We start from the raw sequence: 18,531 nt of genomic DNA on the forward strand, positions 1-18,531 counted from the left end.
TTGCCCCGAAGCACAGGTGTCCCATGAAAGCTCAAGCCCGCCACATCCTGGTCAAGACCGCTGACGAAGCCGAAAAGCTCAAACAGCGCATCGCCAACGGCGAGGCCTTCGACGTGCTGGCCAAGAAGTTCTCCACTTGCCCGTCGGGCAAGCGCGGCGGCGACCTGGGCGAAGTACGCCCTGGGCAAATGGTGGGTGCCATCGACCAGGTGATCTTCAAGAAACCCTTGCGTGTGGTGCATGGGCCGATCAAGAGCAAGTTCGGTTATCACCTGGTGCAAACGTTCTATCGCGACTGATAGCGCTTGGCCACCTAGCATTTTTGCCAGTTGCTGGTTATCCGGTAATTTTCTACAACTCCGGCAGGGCCGGAACCGCGCCCAATGGCGCGGTTCCAGCAGTGGTCCATCCCACATGGACTCGGAGACCTGCCGATGCGTTATTCACGCCTGCTCGCGCCTGCCGCTCTACCTCTGCTCACCCTGCCCCTGCTAGGCCATGCCCAGGACCTGCGGGTTTCCGCCGGCGATACCTTGGGGGCCGTGGTGCAGACCCAGGCCATCGATGACTTCACCATGACTGGCGGTACGGTCCAGTCGTTGAACCAGGGTGAAAGCTTTGACACGTTCAACATGTCAGATGGGCGCATCGTCGGCGCATTCGAAGATGGCGACCGGGCCATTTTCAGCGGCGGGCGCATCGGCCGAGTGGACCTCAAGCTCGCCGACAACTTTTTCGAGATGTCCCAGGACACGGCCGTCGCCACGTCGATCGATGGCAACCTGGTGAGCGGATTCGGCAATGACACCATCATCCTGCGCGGTGGCACCATCGGTGGCAACATCAGCACCAGTGGTGGCGTGGACAACATCTCCATCACGGGTGGGACGCTGAGCGGCAATGTCCTTGCCAGCGCCGGGAATGACGTCTTCAGCTGGTCCGGCGGCAGCATCAAGGGCCGCGTCGACATGGGCCTGGGGGATGATCAGGCGACGATCAGCAACCTCGACGCCAGTACCTTGACCGCCACCCTTGACGGTGGCGATGGCAATGACAGCCTGGGCTTTGCCAACAGCGAAATCGTCGGCGGCGCCCTGTATCCCAACTGGGAAACGGTCAACGTTGGCGAAAACAGCCGCCTTACCCTCGATGACAGCCTTGTCCTGGGGGACGCCAACAGTGGCAGAGGGTCGTTGAACCTCGATGCCAGCAGCACCTTGTTCTCTCGTCAGGGCACCGTAACAGCATTCACCCAGGGGCAACGTGCGGCGGTAGTCAACGCCGGCACGATCGACCTGGGCAGCGGTAATGACGCCCAGGGCCGGCTCACTATCAATGGCGATTACCAGGGCAACGACGGCGTGTTGCGGGTCAACAGCGTGCTGGCCGGTGATGGCGCACCGTCCGACCGGCTGGTGGTCAGCCAGGGCGCCATCGGTGGCAGCACCCGCCTGCTGGTCAACAACCTCGGGGGCGCGGGGGCTGCGACGCCGCAGAACGGCATCCAGGTGGTCGAGGCGCGGGACGGCGCCACCAGCAGCAACACCGCCTTCGTCCAGACCCAGACGCTGTCGGCAGGCGCCTATGATTACCGGTTGTTCAAGGGCGGTGTCACGGCAGGCTCGGAGAACAGCTGGTACCTGCGTTCGACGCTGGTAGCGCCACCCGCACCCGCAGCAACGCCGGCACCGACACCTCCGGTGCCTGGCACGCCGATCGAGGAGCCTGGCGTTCCGCCCGAGGACCCGCAGACGCCGACCGAGCAGCCCGCCGCAACACCGCCCGTGGCGGCCCCCGCGCCGGGCCAGCCCGATCTGCCGGCGCCGGTTGCCGCTGCCAGCTTGCCGCTGTACCGGCCCGAAGTGCCCGTTTACGCCGCCGCGCCACGCGGCGCCGCGATCATCGCCCGCCAGGCCCTCGGCACCTTCCACCAGCGCCAGGGCGACCAGCAGCTGCTCCAAGGCCAGGGCGGCGTCCCTGCCAGCTGGGGCCAGGCGTATGGCGGCAACCTGCGCCAGCAATGGAGTGGCACGGTCGCTCCGAGCCTGGATGGTGACCTGTATGGCTTCAAGGTCGGCCAGGACCTGTATGCCAAGGTCAGTGACGGGGGGTATCGCCAGCATGTCGGCGTGTATGTCAGCCACAGTCGCCTGGAAGGCGACGTCAAAGGGTTTGCCCTGGCGATGGAGGACCGCAGTGTCGGTGACCTGAGGCTCGATGGCGACAGCGTCGGCGGGTACTGGACACTGGTTGGGCCAGAGCGGTGGTACCTCGATGCGGTGCTGCAATACACCCGTCTGGACGGCCGTGCCCGCTCCGATCGCGGCGATAAACTGAACATCGACGGCGATGCCTGGACCGGCTCGCTGGAAACCGGCTATCCGATCAGCTTGTCCGAGCGCTGGAGCCTGGAACCGCAGGGTCAGTTGATTGCCCAGAAAGTCTCGCTGGACAGTGCCAACGACCGTGTTTCGCATGTCAACTATGACGCCCAGGTCGAGCTGACGGGACGGCTGGGCTTGCGTCTGGAGGGCGCCTTCACAGGCCGCGGTGGGCATTTGCTGCAGCCTTACGCACAGCTCAACTTGTGGCACGGCGACGGGGGCCGCGACACGCTGACGTTCGATGGCGTGGACAAGATCAAGACCGATTACCGCTACACCTCGGTGCAGCTCGAAGGGGGGCTGGTCGCCCAGGTCAGCCAGGCGCTGAGCCTGCACGGCGGCGTGCAGTACAGCAGCAATCTGGACAGCCGCCAGCAGGAAGCCAGCGGCGTGAACCTGGGTGTGCGTTGGCAGTTCTAGCGGCGTGCGGCCAGCAGCCCGAGGCCGGCACAACCCAGCAGCGAGGCGCTGACCCGGTTGAACAGCCGGCGCGGACCGGGCTGGCTGAACCAGCGCTGCAGGTAGGCGCCCAGCCCCGCGTAGATGGCAATCGCCGCCCATTCCAGCAGCAGGAACAGCACGCCCAGCCAGAAGAATTGCTCACTCACCGGCGTGGCGCTGCCCACCGAAACGAACTGCGGCAGGAAGGCGGTGAAGATCAGAATGGCCTTCGGGTTGCCGGCTGCCACCCAGAATTCCTGGCGCGCCAAACGCCAGGTACCGCGGGGATGGTCGCTGGCCACCACCGCCTCGCCCACCGGGGCGCGCCACAGCTGCCAGGCGATGTAGAACAGGTAGGCCGCGCCAACCACCTTGATTGCCAGGAACAGATATTCGCTGGTGTGCAACACCACGGCAAGGCCCATCGCCGCCAGGGCGATCATGCCGCTGAAGGCGACGAGACGCCCACCACCGGCCACGCAGGCCACACGTAGCCCGTAACGGCTGGCGTTATGCAGCGACAGCAGGTTGTTCGGCCCCGGCGCCATGTTCAGGGCGAAGCAGGCAGGGATGAAAAGCAACAGGCTCGAGAGATCCATTTGGGTATTCCTGATGATCAGCCTCACATTCAGACAACTAGCGGCTGCAGGGTCAAGATACAGCCAGCCGCAAAAACTGTACGGGCCCCAGCCCCGGTGCCACACGGCCTGGCAAGGCACCTATCGCGGTTCGCTTGAAGCGCCGCGAGCACCGATAGCCAAACAATATCAGCTACCCGCCGTGGTCGATCTATACCTGCTCTTGGCACGAAACACGTGCCCAGGTGCAAGGAGCCCTGCGCAAAGGAAGCGGAGTGACGGCACCTGTCCTCTCAACACGGTATAGGGACTTACAACATGGATAGCATCGGCATCAGCGCCGCACAGATCAACTGGAACGGCGGCCAGCGCATTACCCTCGGCTCCGGCGACGTGGCCACCTGCACCTCAATATCACCACCTCGTCCTCCAGAGCATCAACGAGAACCTGCAGGGTGAGGGTACCCAATGGGTGTGGATGGACGCCGATAGTCAACAAAACTCGCAGACCGCCAGCATTGCCTTGCAATCCCTGTAGCAGCAGGTAGCGCAAGGCCTTGGGGAGGCGCAGCCCAAGGCGCCTTCCCCGTTTTGCCGAGTTCAAGCTGCGGGAGTGACCACCGCCAGGCTCGCCAGGTCCAGCAAGGTGAAATGGCCACTGGCCCAGCCGCCGGTATCCAGATGCCAGACATTGCCCAACCGCTTGGCCTGCAACACCGGCGTGTGTCCGACCAGCAAGGCTCGCAGCCCGGCGACGGGCTCGGTATCACCGTCCTTGAGGCGCTGCCGAGACCATTGGCAAACCTCCCGAACACGGGCGTCGTCATCGAACAGCAGGCTCTCGCGCAAGGCGGCCCAGTCGTTGAACGGGCTGTCTGCATGCAGCACGCCGACCAACCCGGCTGATGTCTGCACCTCCAGGGCAATGGGCAGTTGCAGGAACTGTTCGACGAACACTTCCTGCTCATGCCGGGACAGATCGAGGAACCAGCCGCCCCCGGCCGCACGGTACATCTCCAGGTCCAGACGCCCTCCGTACAGGTAGGTAATCGCCAACGATTCATGATTACCCTGCACGGCGTGAAACCAGGGTTTGGCCAGCCACGCCAACGCTTCAGCGCTGTGCGGGCCGCGGTCGACCAGGTCGCCGACACTGATCAGGCGGTCCGTTTCAGGGTCGAAACCCGCTTGATCCAGGCACTGTTGCAGGCGCTGAAAATGGCCGTGGATGTCGCCGACGGCCAGGTCGCGTCCCTTGCTGTTGGCGGCTATCCGCCGAAACCGGCTCATTACAATCTTCCTCAGCTGCCGCATCCGGGCAGGCGTAAAATGGAGCGAAACGCAGTTCGCCCCGGAGGTGCATCATGCGTAACACCCTGGTGTGTGCCGTGCTCATGGCGCTCTCTCTCAACAGCATGGCACAAGGCACCTCACCTGCGCAGGTCGAGGTGCGTTTCGATCATCCGGAAAAATTCCGCGACGCAAGCCTAGACAGCGCCGGCTACGAACGCGGCGCCGACGACTACGTGATGAAGACCCTCACCCAGTACCTGCAGACCCTTGGCCAGCGCTACCTGCAGCCAGGCCAGCAGCTGGTGATCGACATCCGTGACATAGACCTGGCCGGCCGTTTCGAGCCGTGGCACAGCCGCGCCTACGATGTGCGCTTCATGCGCGATATCACCTGGCCGACCATCGACCTCAGCTACACGCTCAGCCAGCCCGGCAAACCGGACCAGCAAGCCCAGGAGCGGGTCAGCGACAAGATGTACCTCAGCCGCCCAGGCCGCATGGCCAGCAGCAATGACCGCCTGTTCGCCGAGAAAGCCATGTTGAACGACTGGTTCCGCCAGCGCTTCGCTCCGCACCCGGCAACGTGAGTGGCTCGTGGAGCGTCGATCAGAAGTCCAGGGCCAGGCTCTGGCGCCCTTCCAGTGCCAGCAGGTACTGCTTGGCCGGCAAACCACCGGCAAACCCGGTGAGGCTACCGGAGGCACCTATCACCCGATGGCATGGCGCGATGATCGAAATCGGGTTGCGGCCGTTGGCCGCGCCCACCGCACGCACGGCGCTGGGGTTGCCGATCTGCCGGGCGATATCGCTGTAACTTCGGGTCTGGCCAAAAGGTATGGTCAACAACGCGGCCCACACCTGGCGCTGGAACTCGGTGCCGGCAAAATCCAGCGCAAGTTCGAAGCGCTGGCGGGTGCCGGCGAAGTACTCGCCCAACTGTCGCGCTGTCTCGCGCAAGATCGGGTGCTGGTCATCCCGGTGCAGTTCGCCCAGGCGCACGCGGTTTTCACGCTCCTCTTCCCACAGCACGGCAGCCAGCCGTTCGCCGCGAGCCACCAACGTCAAGGTGCCGACCGGGGATTGCAAAAGGGTGAAGGCACAAGACATAGAGCGGTTTTCCATGGCAAGACACGTTCTGCGCACTCTAACGCCGCACGCTGGCTGGCGCACTCCGTTTCTTGTGCGGCAAATCCTCAGATAGCGATGCGACGTGCTTCAGCCAGGTCGATCCTGGGGATCAACGAGGGGGGAATGCGCGAGGTCGCAGACAGGTTGTAGACACGGAAGTGCTCGTTTACCACCTGCTGGGCCATCAAGGTCAGCGACGGCAGGATGCGGCTATCCCAGTGCTGATCGAGCCCACAGGGCGAACGCTCCCCCGTGCCGTTCTCATAAAAGCGACCCGCATTCTGGTCGAGATCCACGCCCACCAGCAGCACCTGCTCGAAACCCAGGTGATAAGCCAGCTGCAGGGCGACGTAAGCCACCGTGCGCGCATCGTAGTAGCCGCTCGACATGTCCTTGCTGAAGGCGATCGAACGCGCCCGTTTGCTCCATATCGAACGGTTGCAGACATGCCTGTCGCCATGCCCACGCAAGCCATCCAGCACGCCTGGGTTGTCGGCCTTGTGCAAGGGATAGCACTGTGTATCGGGGGGCACGTCGGCATCGACGAACTGTTCCGGCCACAGCGCCAGGCGTTGGCTGTCGCGCAAGGCCTGGGCAAACAGTGCCGGTTGTTGCTTGCGAAAGCTCTTGTCGGTGCACACATAAAAGAACGGTTTCACGCCACACGCTGCGGTGAGTGAGACTGAACCATTCATGGCAATCACTGGCAGGTGAGCGAACTCTGCCAACGGGAATTGTTTGGCAGAAGCGCCCGAGGCAAGAATGATCACGGGGCCTTTCTGGGTATTGCGACACGCCTCGAAACTGGAGAACGCCCCGCGTTGCGCATTGAGCTGCGACGGAAGTGGGTTCATCAGGTACATCATCAGGTCTGAATTATTTCAACAGGATACGCGCCCCAGAGCCTTCGGAGAACTCTTTTACAAAACGCTTACAGACTGCGACTAATGAGTCTTATTTCGCAAATCCAAATATTCATGAGCAACCTTGATGGTTACCCACGCACGAACTAATACTTAGGTCTCTGCCTGGGGAGGCACGAAACATGCAACCAAGATTCGTTATCGTTCCGGCTGTGCCGATCGAAAAGGAGTCTTTTCGCGTCGGTAGCAGGTATTACGCGGCGACCGTATGCGGTGGCTTCGACATCTATGACAACCAGGCGAAGGAGCGCCTCAAACCCAGTTACCCCAGCAAGACCGCAGCAGAACTGCAATGCCAGCGCTTGAACAAGAATATCGAGCAACCACTGCCGGGGCATTGAACCGGCCAATAGATCAGCCAGTGTCCGGACCTGTTGCTGCCCCCTGCTGATCAAACGCCGGGGGCGGCAGCACAAGCGTATGATGAAGAGCCGACTGGATCGATGAAGTGCCTTTCCGGCGTTCTCAATACGGGAGCACTGTCATGAACAAATCGACATACGCACTGATGTTCGCCTTGTCAGCGTTGGCCGGGTGCTCAACCAACGCCTCGCTCTACCAGGACAACCCGCTGGTGTCGAAAGTGAATACCGGGATGAGCAAGGATCAGGTCATGCAAATCGGTGGCAAGCCCGATGCAGTGTCAGACCGCACAGTCGTACCGGGTACGTGTTTCGACTACATGCTGGCCAAGTCAGGCCAGAAACAACCCTTCAACGTCAGCTTCGACGCCAACGGCAAGGTCGACAAGACCGATTTCATGACCTGTGCCGAATGGAGCAATGCGCAATACCGGGCCAGGCAGCCGCTGCCAAGCATGGGCGGTGTGGGAGGTTCTGGTTACTAGCGACCGCGCGGGTCGCCAGGGATCACTCCAGACAATCCCTTGCGGCCCGGCGCAGTTTGTCGCCCGACAGGAAACTCCCTTTGTAGAAGGTGGCACGGCTACCTTCGCGGTACTCGACGACTTCCAGCACCTCGTCCGAAGTGACCGCGCTGGGCGCAATCAGCCGGTAGCCATGGGCGATGGACTTCTGCGTGGTGAGCGGTGCCACTGCCTGCCATTTTGGCAACACACACGCCGCATATTCGCTGGGCGTCTTGTGGGTAAGCTTGCTGGCCGTCGGCTTGCCGGGATTGGCACAACCCACCAGGCTGACACCCAGCGCGGCACAGAAAAGAATACGAAAATTGAGCATTTGCAATTGACCGAGAAGGACCTGACGCATTTTAACCACGCTCTTGGCAAAGTACTAATCAACCAAGGTAGTGCACACGCAAGACTTCCGTCGAATTCAAAACGCCGACAACTCCCGTAGAATGCACGGCGCTGATGGATCAGCACCCATCACAAAAAGCCCGCACTCCAGAGGGCGGGCTTTTTGTTCTTCCGTGATACAGGAACAGCCGCTAGGCCTTCTTGCACATCAGCGCAGCATCGAGCAGTCGCCCATGGTCATACCAGGCATCCCGTTGATAGGCTGTGAATTGCCGATGGGCACCGCCCCCCTGCACTTCTATCAGGCCGTTGGCCTTGTCAGGATCCGTGCTATCGACGAAGAGCTTGACCGAATCACCCGTTCCGACTTCGAACGTAGTTGCATCGCTCTGCAATTCGCCTTTTACGCACCCCAGGTAATCAGGTGCGCTTCTTTCGGTGGTGCCTGAGGTGTAATCGTGGCCCGCCCGAACATCAGGGTTTTGTGCACATCCCGTCATGAAGATCGTTGCAAAGGCCGACATCAATATTGCGCTTGCTACCGGCGTTGAGCGCTTCACGCGACACACTCCTGGCCCCCATCAAAAAGGTCGAACAAGGTAGCGAATACGTGTAACCCTTGTTTTAGTTTTGTGATTACCCATATTACCCCTCAGAGTGTGCGGGTAATATTCTTGTTCGCTATATCGGTCAGAGGGCGCTCCCGCACGCGGCAGCGCTTCGCTCACTCAATCCAGCGCGCGATCCAGTACCTCATAGATGATCCCGGTGGCAACGGCAACAAGTATCAGGTCGGCGCCCGCTTGCATCCACTCGTAGCCCTCATAGTAGGGAAGCTGGCTGATCAATCTGCCATCGAGCTGCTTAGCGATACCGGGCGGTAGGGGCTTTCCGCGAGCCAGGTTTTTCTTGATACCTGGGGGCAACGCTTTTCCCGGCGTCCAGTAGCTGCGGTATCCGCTCAGAATGCCAAGTACATCACCTCGATCTATTGAAGGCGCTCCATGCTTATCATCGTAAGCGGCGCTGTTCTTGTTTCCACCGGAGTTTCCGTGGCCTTGTCCCTTGCCTTTACCGGGGTCCGCGAAGGCCAGGCAAGGGCCCAGTGCCAATGCAATTGAAGTGACTGCTGCAACGGCAAATCGACGCGTCGCCATTTGTGTTTCCTTGCGAAATGGGATGTCTCTACACGATATACGATGCTCGAAACATCGCTAAGTACCGCGGAATTGACCGCTGCAGCCAAGCCAGGTTCACTCCCTGGGCGACTCCTCGTCCAAGGCCGGATCCCGAGAAGGATCTTGGCCCGCGCGTTCGATTAATCTTCGCACCTTTGGTCGTCTGACGGCGGCTTGGGAGCCCTTGCTGAGGACACCTACCAGCTCAGCAGAAACATCGCCTTGGCCAGGAACAGGATGACCAGCATCTGCACCAACACGCTGAGGTGGATCAGCCGCGAACGTGCCGGGGTCATGCGGCCTGTGCGCATCAGAAAGACCACGCCGAGGAAATGCCCGAGGATGCTCACGGCCAGGCAGATCTTCACCGTCAGTAGCGTACCGAAGCTGCTGGCGAAGGGCTCGGCCAGCGCGGTGCGATAATGCCAGGCCAACCCCAGGCCGGCCCCGAACAGCGCCAGCACCACCCAGTGCATGACCTTGCGCGCCCGTTGCCCCAGCGCCCTGGACAGCTGCTCGCGCGGCCCGGGCTCTAGGCTGCGGGCAGCCCGGCTGAGGATCATCACTTCGAAGAACACGCCACCCATAAAGAAGGCGGCAGCGGCCAGGTGAGCGAACTTCAGCAGCAGATAGACCATTTCAGCTCCTCATCCGGGATGGCCGTCAGCGCGGGTGCGACAGAGCATGGGGGCGTAGCGATAGAGGTACAGGCCGAAGGCGCAGGCCCAGCAGGTGGCCGACAGCCACAGCGACGGCACATACAGAAATCCGACGCCGAAGACGCGGAGCAACCCGCCCAGGTTGAGCAGCAAGAAGGCCAGGGCCAGCCCGGGAGGCAATTCCAGCGGTCTGCCGGTATGTCCCAGCGACACCCGCGCCAACATCGCCAGAATCATGCCGCCCGTGGCACCGACCGTCAGCGCATGCAGCGCCGGACTGGCACCAGCGACCAGCCCGCCATGCCACAGCGCCATGCCCATGCAAGCGAGGACAATCCACGCATAGGCCAGATGCAGCGACCACAACAGCGGCACGCGCAGCAGTCCGGCGTCGAACCAGCGCACCAGGCGGATGCCATGACCGAGCGCCAGCGCGGCGAATGGCAACGCCAGCCATGGCTGCGGCGCCAGTCCTGCACCGGCGGCATGCAGGACCGCCAGCAACGCGGTGAGCCCCAGCAGCGCCCAGTCCAGCCAAGGCCAGGGCTGGACCATGGCCGCCCGCCCCAATCCGCGCTGGGTGAAGAAGGGAATCACCCGGCCACCGATCAACCCCATCATCGCCGCCACCAGCCAGACCGAGGCCCAGACGCCCTGCCGCTGCCAGCTATCCTGCCCCTGAGCGACCCCGACCAGCGCCAGCAGGTCGGCCAACGTGAACAGTGCCAGCACGGCGACAACCGGGTAGTTGCGATGCTGGCGCACCGCCCAGAGCAGGCGAGCCATGACCCCTGTCGCCGCGACCAGGAACGCTAGGTTGGCCAGGATCAGCAACGCGGGTGAACCCAGCCACCAGGCCAGCCGGGACAGCACCCATATGGCCACCAAAGCGGCCAGAGGCTTGCCGGACAGGCTGGGCTGCCCCGTCCAGGTTTGTACTGCGGTGAGCAGGAAGCCGACGATGATGGCACCGCCAAAGCCGAACACCAGTTCATGGCGATGCCAGGCCAGCCATCCGCCCATGGGCTGTGGCAGAGCCTGCATACCCAGCAATGCGGTGATCCACAGAGGAATCGCTACAAGCGCGAGCAGGCTGCCCAGCAGGAAGAAAGGCCTGAAGCCGAGTCGAAACAGCGGTGGTACGCGCATGGCCTTACGTGCATCGAGAATCTGCATGATTCATCCTCCAGCGGCATTGGCATCATGCCAAATCCAGTTGTGCCGCCCGTGATCGGTGTCAAGGAGTGATCACAAGGAAGAGGTGTCCGCAGTGGGTATCAACCCTACTGCGCAGAACACCGAGCGCTGGGCGTTTGTATTAGCCCTTCTCGGAACAAATTGCCAAGATGCCCCGGTTCGGGGTGTGGCTGAGCCCGCGAGTGGGTCAAACGAGGAGCTTCAGAAACACTAAAGTCGCTAACAGATCCAAGATCAGGACAGCAGCAACAACGAAGATCATGTAATAGCAGTCATCCTGAGTCATTGTTGCCTCTGCACTGTGATCAATGTTTCTGGATCACAGCAATTCCCATTCCAACATCCTGCCGCACCCGACCATGGCTGCGTGGCGAGGGGAACAGCTGCCCATTAGCGCCACAATCAGGCCTGTGCGATCGACCCGGAGAAAGGACTTCTGTCAATACCGGCCTCATTGCCGGCGAAACAGGCAGCGCGGAGCATGGCACCGGCCTCGCCGGTGTTCGCGGGACAAGCCCGCTCCCACAGGAATCGCGTCAAGTTTTAGAAATGGAGCAAGACAGTCGCTCCCACAGATACAGCGCAAGTGTTGAGGGCAGAGGTGCACCTGCAAGAGCGGTTTTATCCGCGACGTCTTCCTAGCTGTCACCCTCTTGTACAGTGACCCTCACCCCCGTCGCTGCAATTTCGTATTCAGTCTCGGAAATCTTATGCACGGCACCCCCAAACTGCATTTCAAAATGCTTTAGGCCTGCATGTCGAATCATGCCATTTGGCGAGCGCTCTACAGTCTCATCCTGATAGATGTTAATGACGTACCTCACATTATCCGTGCCCATCCCAACTATTTTCCCAACATATTTATCGGCCATAGCTCCACTCCTTGAGTGAAACCTCATGGTAGCTGGCATTGAGAGGCTGACCGTTCAAATCAGTTCCTGCCGATGCCATTGTCTCGCTGCTGTATGTGATGGAAAACGGGGCCTCGGCCGAGATCTCGGTGGTGGGCAATGAAGGTCTGGTCGGCATCGCCGTGTTCATGGGTGGCGAAAGCCCCCCAGCCGCGCCATCGTGCAAAGCGCCGGACATGCCTATCGCCTGCCCTGCCAGCGACTCAGCCCACCAGCGCGCCCTAGGTCTCCCCAAGGAATTGGGGATCAAGCGTCGCCCCCCATACAACTGCCGTCACACCTATGCGACAATGTGCTCAATGTCCGGCCTCAACCCCGCATTTATCGCCCAACAGCTGGGTCACAGCGTTCAGATGCTGCTGTCGACGCATGCCCGTTGGCTCAACTCAAGCTCCGACTGGAGCGAGCTGGAAACACTCAAGATTGGTATCAAATCGGTATCAGCTGAAAATCCAGCGTCGTAAGTTACTGATAGGTAAGCCCTTTGATCTCCACCGCTAACATCACCATGCAGTTCGGCTCCAAGCCGCTGTTCGAAAACGTCTCGGTCAAATTCAACAACGGCAACCGCTACGGCCTGATCGGCGCCAACGGTTGCGGCAAGTCGACCTTCATGAAGATCCTCGGCGGCGACCTGGAGCCGTCCGGTGGCCAGGTCATGCTCGAACCGAACACCCGCCTGGGCAAGCTGCGCCAGGACCAGTTCGCCTACGAGGAATTCACCGTGATCGACACGGTGATCATGGGCCATGGTCAGCTGTGGAAGGTCAAGGCCGAGCGCGATCGCATCTACTCGCTGCCGGAAATGACCGAGGAAGACGGCATGGCCGTCGCCGAGCTGGAAACCGAATTCGCCGAAATGGACGGCTACACCGCCGAATCCCGTGCCGGTGAGCTGCTGCTGGGCCTGGGGATTCCGCTGGAACAGCACTTCGGCCCGATGAGCGAAGTGGCGCCAGGCTGGAAGCTCCGTGTGCTGCTGGCCCAGGCACTGTTCTCGGACCCGGACGTGCTGCTGCTCGACGAACCGACCAACCACCTGGACATCAACACCATCCGCTGGCTGGAAACGATTCTGACGGCGCGTAACAGCACCATGATCATCATTTCCCACGACCGTCACTTCCTGAACAGCGTGTGCACGCACATGGCCGACCTGGACTACGGTGAGCTGCGCCTGTTCCCGGGCAACTACGACGAGTACATGACCGCAGCGACCCAGTCGCGCGAGCAGCTGCTGTCGGACAACGCCAAGAAGAAAGCCCAGATCGCCGAGCTGCAGACCTTCGTCAGCCGCTTCTCGGCCAACGCCTCCAAGGCCAAGCAGGCGACTTCGCGGGCCAAGCAGATCGACAAGATTCAGCTGGCCGAGGTCAAGCCTTCGAGCCGGGTCAGCCCGTTCATCCGCTTCGAGCAGACCAAGAAGCTGCACCGCCAGGCGGTAGTCGTCGAGAAGATGGCCAAGGCCTTCGACGAAAAAGTCCTGTTCAAGAACTTCGACATTACCGTCGAAGCCGGCGAGCGCGTTGCGATCATCGGCCCCAACGGTATCGGCAAGACCACCCTGCTGCGCACCCTGGTAGGCGAGATGACGCCCGATGCCGGCTCGGTGAAATGGACCGACAGCGCAGAAGTGGGCTACTACGCCCAGGACCACGCCCACGACTTCGAAGACGACTTGAGTCTGTTCGACTGGATGGGGCAGTGGACCAGCGGTGAACAGGTCATTCGCGGCACCCTCGGGCGCATGCTGTTCTCCAACGACGAGATCCTCAAGTCGGTGAAGGTGATTTCCGGTGGTGAACAGGGCCGCATGCTGTTCGGCAAGCTGATCCTGCAAAAGCCGAACGTGCTGGTGATGGACGAACCGACCAACCACCTGGACATGGAATCGATCGAAGCGCTGAACCTGGCGCTGGAGAACTACCCGGGCACCCTGCTGTTCGTCAGCCATGACCGTGAGTTCGTGTCGTCGCTGGCCACCCGCATCATCGAGCTGTCGCCCGATGGCGTAGTGGACTTCAGCGGCACCTATGACGATTACCTGCGTAGCCAGGGCGTCTTGGTCTGAATCAGCTGAGGCTGTAATGAGCTCATCGCCGGCAAGCCGGCTCCCACATAAAAGCACCGCAGCCCGGTGTGGGAGCTGGCTTGCCAGCGATGAGGGCAGCGCCTCTGTTACTGGCTTGAACAAGCCGACAAAACATTAGTTAGCCTGCTTTCTTTTCTTTCGCGCAACGGCCATGATGAAGCCACGCCCCGCCCGCCCGCGAACGAGCCCATGACCGCGCAGCAACCCGCCCCCGCCAGCAACACCTTCGGCATCACCCAGCAGATCCTGTCGATCGTCTTCTACACCTTCATTGCCTTCCTCTGCATCGGCTTGCCGATCGCGGTGCTGCCCAGCTATGTGCACGATCAGCTCGGTTTTGGCGCGGTGATCGCCGGGGTGACCATCGCCCTGCAATACCTCGCCACCCTGCTCAGCCGTCCCTTCGCCGGGCGCGTGGCCGATACCCTGGGCGGCAAAAAGGCCATTCGCTATGGCTTGCTGGGGATCGCCGGTTGCGGAGTGTTGACGCTGCTTTCAGCCTGGACCCTGAGCATTCCACTGGTGAGCCTGACCTTGCTGTTAGGCGGGCGCGTACTGCTCGGGCTTGCCCAAGGCCTGATCGGCGTCGCGACACTGAGCTGGGGTATCAACCAAGTGGGACCGGAGCACACGGCCCGGGTGATTTCCTGGAACGGCATCGCGTCCTACGGTGCCATCGCGATTGGCGCGCCAATGGGCGTGGTGGCGGTCGATGGCTTTGATTTCAGTGTGCTGGGGCCAGCGCTGCTGGTGCTGGCCGGCTTCGCTTTGCTGGTGCTGCGCAAGCGCGCCGATGTGGTCGTAGTGCGCGGGGAGCGCCTGCCCTTCTGGTCGGCGTTCGGCCGGGTGGCCCCGTGCGGCCTTGGGCTGACCTTGGCGTCGATCGGCTATGGCACCCTGACCACCTTCGTTACCCTGTATTACCTGGAGCGCGGCTGGATCGGCGCGGCCTGGTGCCTCAGTGCCTTTGGCCTGTGTTTCATCATTTCGCGTCTGCTGTTCGTCAACGCGGTCAACCGTTTTGGCGGCTATAACGTGGCCGTCGCCTGCATGGCCACCGAGGTGCTCGGCTTGGGCCTGTTGTGGCTGGCGCCCTCGCCTGCCTGGGCACTGCTGGGTGCCGGGCTTACCGGGTTCGGGCTTTCACTGGTGTACCCGGCGTTGGGTGTCGAAGCGATCAAGCAGGTGCCGAGCAGCAGTCGCGGTGCCGGGTTGGGCGCCTATGCGGTGTTCTTCGACATGGCGTTGGCCATCGCAGGGCCAGTGATGGGCGCGGTGGCGATGCACCTGGGCTATGCCTCGATCTTCTGTGTAGCGGCCTTGCTCGCCCTGGCCGGTGTTGGCCTGATACTGCTACTGGCGCGGCGCGGCCGTCGCGCCTGAACGGCCTGCATACGCTGGCGCGCCCAGGGTCTGGCTGAAGAAGGCCGCGGTGTCGCGCTGCAGGGAATGATGGATATGACGCCGATCGACACCCTCGGCATCCTTGCACAGTACCGGCATACGCGCATGCTGCTCTTCGTCACAGCGGGCCATGAACACGAAATGCCCGGCGCCGGCGAGCAGGCGATAGTCCGGGGTCACGGGCAATTTGCGCGCCAGCGCCTCGGCATTGCGGTCCACCGCCACCAACTGGTCGCTGTCGCCGCTGTAGATCAGTGCCGGGACCTTTACGCCGGCCAGGGCATGACGGCCGAACATCAAGCTCAGAGGCGCCATCAACATCACCGCTCCCACCCGTGAGTCAGCCTGGGGGACCAGTTCGTTGCGGTCGGCGATCAGCACTCCGTGAGTCTTGCAGGCGTCGGCATCGTTGGGGCGTTCGAGGCAGTATTTGCGCAGGCGGTCAAGGTCGGGCCGCGCACCTGACAGGATCAGCGCCGTCTCGCCACCGGCCGAATAGCCGATCACGCCAACCTTGCCATCGTTCAGGTAGGGCCCCAGCAGCACATCGACGCGGGCTGCGCTGATCGCGGCGCTGACCTGAAGCGGTCGTCCATAAAGGTTGCTCAAGGTGCCAAGGCGGCTGTGGTCGCGCGCGTTGTCGCCTGGGTGCACCACCGCCACCACCACGAACCCCTGGCGGGCCAGAGATGTCGCCAGGTAATGCAAGGCCAGGGGACTGCCGGTGTTACCGTGGGAAAGCACCAGTAACGGGAACTGGCCCGAAGCAACTGGAGCTTCCTCTGCGACGTCGACGGGGTAGCCGTCGATGCGCAGGCTGCGGGGCGTGCCATGGGCGGGGTAGAACGCCATGGCCTGCATCGGGCGCGCATCGACCGGATCGTCCAGGGTCATGTGGTGCAGGCCCGCGACCCACGGGGCGGCCTCGGCATGGACCAGCAGGCCGACGCACAGCAACGGTGCCAGCAAGCAGCGGAGGATGTTCATTGGCCGGCTACCCGAGCGGAGCGAGGGGATCACCAGAGGATAGGGCCGGTCGAGCGAGCAGCAGATGAAAGCTGGATGAAAAATGCGCCTGCACCAGCCTGTGGGTTAACAGGCCGGTGCAGTCAGGCTGGCCAGATCAGGCCGCCGCGAACAGCTCGTTGGCAATCTGCGCCTGTGCAGCATCGATCGCCTTGCTGCGGTGTTCCGGGCCGTAGGCCAGGCCATGGGCGCGGACGATTTCCAGGTCGGTGATACCGATGAAGCCCAGGAACACCTTGAGGAAGTCTTCGTGGCCGGCGCCGCTAGGCTGACCTGCGTGCAGGCCACCGGCCGTGGACACCAGCACCACTTTCTTGTCACCGCACAGGCCCTCAGGTCCAGCTTCGGTGTAGCGGAAGGTCTTGCCGGCAACGGCGACGCGGTCGATCCAGGCTTTTAGCTGGGTCGGCACGGTGAAGTTGTACATCGGCGCGCCAATCACCACGGCGTCGGCGGCCAGGAATTCTTCCAGGGTCTCGGCGCTGAGCTTGGCCTCGAAGGTCTGGGCGGCATCACGCATGTCTTGCGGGGTGCCTGCCGCCACCAGGGTGGCCGCCGAGAAGTGGGCGATGGCATCGGCAGCGAGGTCGCGGTACACCACCTCGATGCTCGGATCAGCGGCTTTCCAGGCCTCGACCACTTCGCGGCTGAGTTGGCGAGAGGCGGAATTGTCGCCCAGGATGCTCGAATCGATATGCAACAGTTTCATGGGAATCTCCTGTGAATGAAGACCGCGGCGGTGGGCGATCACGATGGGGAGAATCCTACCTAGGCGGCGAATAGCTGATAAGTCGGCAAAAATGCGTTAGTTTGTCCCACAGGTAGAACAGTGAGACAGCCCTCATGCAAGACCTCAATGACCTCTTCTATTTTGCCCAAGTGGTCGAAGCCGGTGGTTTTGCCGCCGCCGGGCGTCAGCTGGGCATTCCCAAGTCGCGCTTGTCGCGGCGCATCGCAGAGCTGGAAGAACGTCTCGGCACCCGCCTGCTGCAACGCACCACGCGGCAGCTGAAGCTGACCACGGTCGGTGAACGCTACCTGCACCATTGCCAGGCCATGTTGATGGAGGCCGAGGCGGCCGACGAGGTAGTGGCCAGCATGAGCAGCGAGCCGCGCGGTCGCCTGAGGGTGTCCTGCCCGGTGGCGTTGGCCCATGCCTTCCTGCCGGATGTGATCAGCCGCTTTCTGCAGCAATACCCCCAGGTGCAGTTGGACATGGTGCTGCTCAACCGCCGAGTCGACCTGATTTCCGAAGGCATCGACGTGGCCCTGCGTGTGCGCGACCTGGGCGACGAAGACACGGCGCTGGTCACCCGCCGCCTGCGCCAGGCGCAGATGCAGCTGGTGGCCGCACCGGGCTTTGCCGACCATGTGCGTGACCCTGCCGAACTGGCTACCCTGCCGGTGCTGGGCGCTGCCGAAGCCGACCGGCTGGTGCACTTTCGTTTACTCGGGCCCAATGGCCGGCAGCAGGAAATTGCCCTGGAGCCACGCCTGGCGATCGATGACTTCGTGGTACGCAATGCTGCCGTGCGCGCCGGGCTAGGGTTCACGGCCCTGCCGAGCATGTTCTGCGAAGAAGAGCTGGCACGCGGGGAGCTGGTGCGGCTGCTGCCGGAGTGGTCGTTGCCAGGGGGCTACTTGCAGGCGGTGTACCCACACCGGCGTGGGCTGTTACCGGCAGTGCGGGTGTGGATCGACCACCTGGCCACCTCATTCGAAGCCTGTGGAGAGCGTTATGTCTAAGCACAAGATGACCGAGGACCAGGTGGCAGCCTTCTGCCTGAACCTGCCGGGGACACGGGAAGACTACAAATGGGGTGGGATCCGGGTGTTCTCGGTGGCGGGCAACAAGATGTTCGCGGTCATCGGGCTGGCCGGGGCGGGATTATCGTTCAAGGTGGGCAACGAGCAGTTTCTGGGTTACTGCGACCGCCCTGGGGTGCGGCCGGCGCCGTACCTGGCGCGGGCGCACTGGGTCATCATGCAGCCCCCCTACCCGATGGAACGCGAGGAGCTGTGCGACCTGTTGCAGCGCTCGCACCAGCTGGTGGTGCGGCGGCTACCGAAGCGCTTGCAGGTGGGTTTGCTGATGTGA

General features: G+C 62.3%; 22 protein-coding genes and 2 pseudogenes. 12 read left to right on the plus strand and 12 right to left on the minus strand.

Annotated elements, in window-relative coordinates; genetic code table 11:
• Positions 1-23: 23 nt before the first annotated feature.
• Together ACIPZG_RS07065 and ACIPZG_RS07070 are read left to right on the plus strand one after the other, a co-directional pair.
• Positions 24-299: a peptidylprolyl isomerase gene (locus tag ACIPZG_RS07065; protein ID WP_009686637.1), complete on the plus strand. Its 276-nt coding sequence runs from the start codon at positions 24-26 to the stop codon at positions 297-299.
• 135 nt (positions 300-434) lie between these two features.
• On the plus strand, positions 435-2,804 hold the full coding sequence (locus ACIPZG_RS07070) for an autotransporter outer membrane beta-barrel domain-containing protein (RefSeq protein ID WP_400711551.1): 2,370 nt from the start codon (positions 435-437) through the stop codon (positions 2,802-2,804).
• Here the strand turns inward: ACIPZG_RS07070 and ACIPZG_RS07075 are convergent.
• Entirely contained in the window at positions 2,801-3,424 is a 624-nt protein-coding gene (locus tag ACIPZG_RS07075) for a LysE family translocator (protein WP_400711554.1), read from the minus strand. The genes ACIPZG_RS07070 and ACIPZG_RS07075 overlap by 4 nt on opposite strands.
• 297 nt (positions 3,425-3,721) lie before the next feature.
• Here ACIPZG_RS07075 and ACIPZG_RS07080 point away from each other — a divergent pair, with 297 nt between their 5' ends.
• The gene (locus ACIPZG_RS07080) at positions 3,722-3,862 is read left to right on the plus strand and encodes a hypothetical protein (protein ID WP_400711557.1); all 141 of its coding nucleotides are present in this window, start codon (positions 3,722-3,724) and stop codon (positions 3,860-3,862) included.
• A gap of 141 nt (positions 3,863-4,003) precedes the next feature.
• Here ACIPZG_RS07080 and ACIPZG_RS07085 read toward each other — a convergent pair whose 3' ends face one another.
• On the minus strand, positions 4,004-4,693 hold the full coding sequence (locus ACIPZG_RS07085) for a metallophosphoesterase (protein WP_400711560.1): 690 nt from the start codon (positions 4,691-4,693) through the stop codon (positions 4,004-4,006).
• A gap of 74 nt (positions 4,694-4,767) precedes the next feature.
• Here ACIPZG_RS07085 and ACIPZG_RS07090 point away from each other — a divergent pair, with 74 nt between their 5' ends.
• Positions 4,768-5,283, plus strand: coding sequence for a DUF3016 domain-containing protein (locus tag ACIPZG_RS07090; protein ID WP_400711563.1), 516 nt, complete (start codon positions 4,768-4,770; stop codon positions 5,281-5,283).
• A gap of 19 nt (positions 5,284-5,302) precedes the next feature.
• Here the strand turns inward: ACIPZG_RS07090 and ACIPZG_RS07095 are convergent, their stop codons facing one another.
• Both ACIPZG_RS07095 and ACIPZG_RS07100 read right to left on the minus strand, forming a co-directional pair.
• Positions 5,303-5,803 carry a methylated-DNA--[protein]-cysteine S-methyltransferase gene (locus ACIPZG_RS07095; protein ID WP_008095646.1) on the minus strand — a complete coding sequence of 167 codons (501 nt, stop codon included), beginning with the start codon at positions 5,801-5,803 and terminating at the stop codon, positions 5,303-5,305.
• Between the two features lie 86 nt (positions 5,804-5,889).
• Positions 5,890-6,678 carry a lipopolysaccharide biosynthesis protein gene (locus tag ACIPZG_RS07100; RefSeq protein ID WP_400711566.1) on the minus strand — a complete coding sequence of 263 codons (789 nt, stop codon included), beginning with the start codon at positions 6,676-6,678 and terminating at the stop codon, positions 5,890-5,892.
• A 191-nt stretch (positions 6,679-6,869) separates the two neighbouring features.
• On the opposite strand from ACIPZG_RS07100, the gene ACIPZG_RS07105 reads away from it, so the two are divergent.
• A complete protein-coding gene (locus tag ACIPZG_RS07105) occupies positions 6,870-7,088 on the plus strand; it encodes a hypothetical protein (protein ID WP_400640109.1) in 219 nt (72 codons plus the stop codon).
• Positions 7,089-7,231: 143 nt separating this feature from the next.
• Positions 7,232-7,594 carry an osmotically-inducible lipoprotein OsmE gene (osmE, locus tag ACIPZG_RS07110; RefSeq protein WP_008095652.1) on the plus strand — a complete coding sequence of 121 codons (363 nt, stop codon included), beginning with the start codon at positions 7,232-7,234 and terminating at the stop codon, positions 7,592-7,594.
• Between the two features lie 22 nt (positions 7,595-7,616).
• Here osmE and ACIPZG_RS07115 read toward each other — a convergent pair whose 3' ends face one another.
• The 6 genes from ACIPZG_RS07115 to ACIPZG_RS07140 all read right to left on the minus strand — a co-directional run bounded on the left by ACIPZG_RS07115 (position 7,617) and on the right by ACIPZG_RS07140 (position 11,872).
• Positions 7,617-7,976 (minus strand): hypothetical protein, encoded by a 360-nt coding sequence (locus ACIPZG_RS07115; protein ID WP_400640108.1) that lies wholly within the window; start codon positions 7,974-7,976, stop codon positions 7,617-7,619.
• A gap of 181 nt (positions 7,977-8,157) precedes the next feature.
• A complete protein-coding gene (locus tag ACIPZG_RS07120; RefSeq protein WP_400711569.1) occupies positions 8,158-8,526 on the minus strand; it encodes a hypothetical protein in 369 nt (122 codons plus the stop codon).
• A gap of 168 nt (positions 8,527-8,694) precedes the next feature.
• A complete protein-coding gene (locus tag ACIPZG_RS07125) occupies positions 8,695-9,123 on the minus strand; it encodes an anti-virulence regulator CigR family protein (RefSeq protein ID WP_400711572.1) in 429 nt (142 codons plus the stop codon).
• A gap of 218 nt (positions 9,124-9,341) precedes the next feature.
• Entirely contained in the window at positions 9,342-9,782 is a 441-nt protein-coding gene (locus tag ACIPZG_RS07130; RefSeq protein WP_400711575.1) for a CopD family copper resistance protein, read from the minus strand.
• Positions 9,783-9,791: 9 nt separating this feature from the next.
• On the minus strand, positions 9,792-10,979 hold the full coding sequence (locus tag ACIPZG_RS07135) for an NnrS family protein (protein WP_400711578.1): 1,188 nt from the start codon (positions 10,977-10,979) through the stop codon (positions 9,792-9,794).
• A 659-nt stretch (positions 10,980-11,638) separates the two neighbouring features.
• Positions 11,639-11,872 (minus strand): hypothetical protein, encoded by a 234-nt coding sequence (locus ACIPZG_RS07140; RefSeq protein WP_400711581.1) that lies wholly within the window; start codon positions 11,870-11,872, stop codon positions 11,639-11,641.
• 65 nt (positions 11,873-11,937) lie between these two features.
• On the opposite strand from ACIPZG_RS07140, the pseudogene ACIPZG_RS07145 reads away from it, so the two are divergent.
• The 4 genes and pseudogenes from ACIPZG_RS07145 to ACIPZG_RS07160 form a co-directional block, all read left to right on the plus strand.
• Positions 11,938-12,116: pseudogene (locus tag ACIPZG_RS07145) on the plus strand (Crp/Fnr family transcriptional regulator); the annotation flags it as partial.
• Positions 12,117-12,144: 28 nt separating this feature from the next.
• Positions 12,145-12,375: pseudogene (locus tag ACIPZG_RS07150) on the plus strand (site-specific integrase); the annotation flags it as partial.
• Between the two features lie 20 nt (positions 12,376-12,395).
• Entirely contained in the window at positions 12,396-13,982 is a 1,587-nt protein-coding gene (locus ACIPZG_RS07155; protein WP_008089163.1) for an ABC-F family ATPase, read from the plus strand.
• Between the two features lie 210 nt (positions 13,983-14,192).
• The gene (locus tag ACIPZG_RS07160) at positions 14,193-15,386 is read left to right on the plus strand and encodes an MFS transporter (RefSeq protein WP_400711584.1); all 1,194 of its coding nucleotides are present in this window, start codon (positions 14,193-14,195) and stop codon (positions 15,384-15,386) included.
• Here ACIPZG_RS07160 and ACIPZG_RS07165 read toward each other — a convergent pair.
• Together ACIPZG_RS07165 and ACIPZG_RS07170 are read right to left on the minus strand one after the other, a co-directional pair.
• Positions 15,357-16,394: an alpha/beta hydrolase family protein gene (locus ACIPZG_RS07165; protein WP_400711587.1), complete on the minus strand. Its 1,038-nt coding sequence runs from the start codon at positions 16,392-16,394 to the stop codon at positions 15,357-15,359. The two genes, ACIPZG_RS07160 and ACIPZG_RS07165, sit on opposite strands and share 30 nt — an antisense overlap.
• A 136-nt stretch (positions 16,395-16,530) precedes the next feature.
• Entirely contained in the window at positions 16,531-17,142 is a 612-nt protein-coding gene (locus tag ACIPZG_RS07170) for an FMN-dependent NADH-azoreductase (protein WP_400711590.1), read from the minus strand.
• Positions 17,143-17,276: 134 nt separating this feature from the next.
• Here ACIPZG_RS07170 and ACIPZG_RS07175 point away from each other — a divergent pair, with 134 nt between their 5' ends.
• Both ACIPZG_RS07175 and ACIPZG_RS07180 read left to right on the plus strand, forming a co-directional pair.
• The gene (locus ACIPZG_RS07175) at positions 17,277-18,179 is read left to right on the plus strand and encodes a LysR substrate-binding domain-containing protein (protein WP_400711593.1); all 903 of its coding nucleotides are present in this window, start codon (positions 17,277-17,279) and stop codon (positions 18,177-18,179) included.
• Positions 18,172-18,531, plus strand: a complete 360-nt coding sequence (locus ACIPZG_RS07180; protein ID WP_400711596.1) for an MmcQ/YjbR family DNA-binding protein — start codon at positions 18,172-18,174, stop codon at positions 18,529-18,531. Before ACIPZG_RS07175 ends, ACIPZG_RS07180 begins: the two co-directional genes overlap by 8 nt.

The sequence above is a fragment of the Pseudomonas sp. NPDC089395 genome, assembly GCF_044749525.1.
Lineage (GTDB): Bacteria > Pseudomonadota > Gammaproteobacteria > Pseudomonadales > Pseudomonadaceae > Aquipseudomonas.

Coding starts and splice junctions, on each gene's coding strand:
- ACIPZG_RS07175 (WP_400711593.1), top strand. CDS start 17,277: ATGCAAGACCTCAATGACCTCTTCTATTTTGCCCAAGTGGTCGAAGCC.
- ACIPZG_RS07090 (WP_400711563.1), top strand. CDS start 4,768: ATGCGTAACACCCTGGTGTGTGCCGTGCTCATGGCGCTCTCTCTCAAC.
- ACIPZG_RS07160 (WP_400711584.1), top strand. CDS start 14,193: ATGACCGCGCAGCAACCCGCCCCCGCCAGCAACACCTTCGGCATCACC.
- ACIPZG_RS07070 (WP_400711551.1), top strand. CDS start 435: ATGCGTTATTCACGCCTGCTCGCGCCTGCCGCTCTACCTCTGCTCACC.
- ACIPZG_RS07100 (WP_400711566.1), bottom strand. CDS start 6,678: ATGAACCCACTTCCGTCGCAGCTCAATGCGCAACGCGGGGCGTTCTCC.
- ACIPZG_RS07115 (WP_400640108.1), bottom strand. CDS start 7,976: ATGCGTCAGGTCCTTCTCGGTCAATTGCAAATGCTCAATTTTCGTATT.
- ACIPZG_RS07180 (WP_400711596.1), top strand. CDS start 18,172: ATGTCTAAGCACAAGATGACCGAGGACCAGGTGGCAGCCTTCTGCCTG.
- ACIPZG_RS07095 (WP_008095646.1), bottom strand. CDS start 5,803: ATGTCTTGTGCCTTCACCCTTTTGCAATCCCCGGTCGGCACCTTGACG.
- ACIPZG_RS07080 (WP_400711557.1), top strand. CDS start 3,722: ATGGATAGCATCGGCATCAGCGCCGCACAGATCAACTGGAACGGCGGC.
- ACIPZG_RS07065 (WP_009686637.1), top strand. CDS start 24: ATGAAAGCTCAAGCCCGCCACATCCTGGTCAAGACCGCTGACGAAGCC.
- ACIPZG_RS07130 (WP_400711575.1), bottom strand. CDS start 9,782: ATGGTCTATCTGCTGCTGAAGTTCGCTCACCTGGCCGCTGCCGCCTTC.
- ACIPZG_RS07085 (WP_400711560.1), bottom strand. CDS start 4,693: ATGAGCCGGTTTCGGCGGATAGCCGCCAACAGCAAGGGACGCGACCTG.
- ACIPZG_RS07075 (WP_400711554.1), bottom strand. CDS start 3,424: ATGGATCTCTCGAGCCTGTTGCTTTTCATCCCTGCCTGCTTCGCCCTG.
- ACIPZG_RS07135 (WP_400711578.1), bottom strand. CDS start 10,979: ATGCAGATTCTCGATGCACGTAAGGCCATGCGCGTACCACCGCTGTTT.
- ACIPZG_RS07140 (WP_400711581.1), bottom strand. CDS start 11,872: ATGGCCGATAAATATGTTGGGAAAATAGTTGGGATGGGCACGGATAAT.
- osmE (WP_008095652.1), top strand. CDS start 7,232: ATGAACAAATCGACATACGCACTGATGTTCGCCTTGTCAGCGTTGGCC.
- ACIPZG_RS07105 (WP_400640109.1), top strand. CDS start 6,870: ATGCAACCAAGATTCGTTATCGTTCCGGCTGTGCCGATCGAAAAGGAG.
- ACIPZG_RS07125 (WP_400711572.1), bottom strand. CDS start 9,123: ATGGCGACGCGTCGATTTGCCGTTGCAGCAGTCACTTCAATTGCATTG.
- ACIPZG_RS07170 (WP_400711590.1), bottom strand. CDS start 17,142: ATGAAACTGTTGCATATCGATTCGAGCATCCTGGGCGACAATTCCGCC.
- ACIPZG_RS07165 (WP_400711587.1), bottom strand. CDS start 16,394: ATGAACATCCTCCGCTGCTTGCTGGCACCGTTGCTGTGCGTCGGCCTG.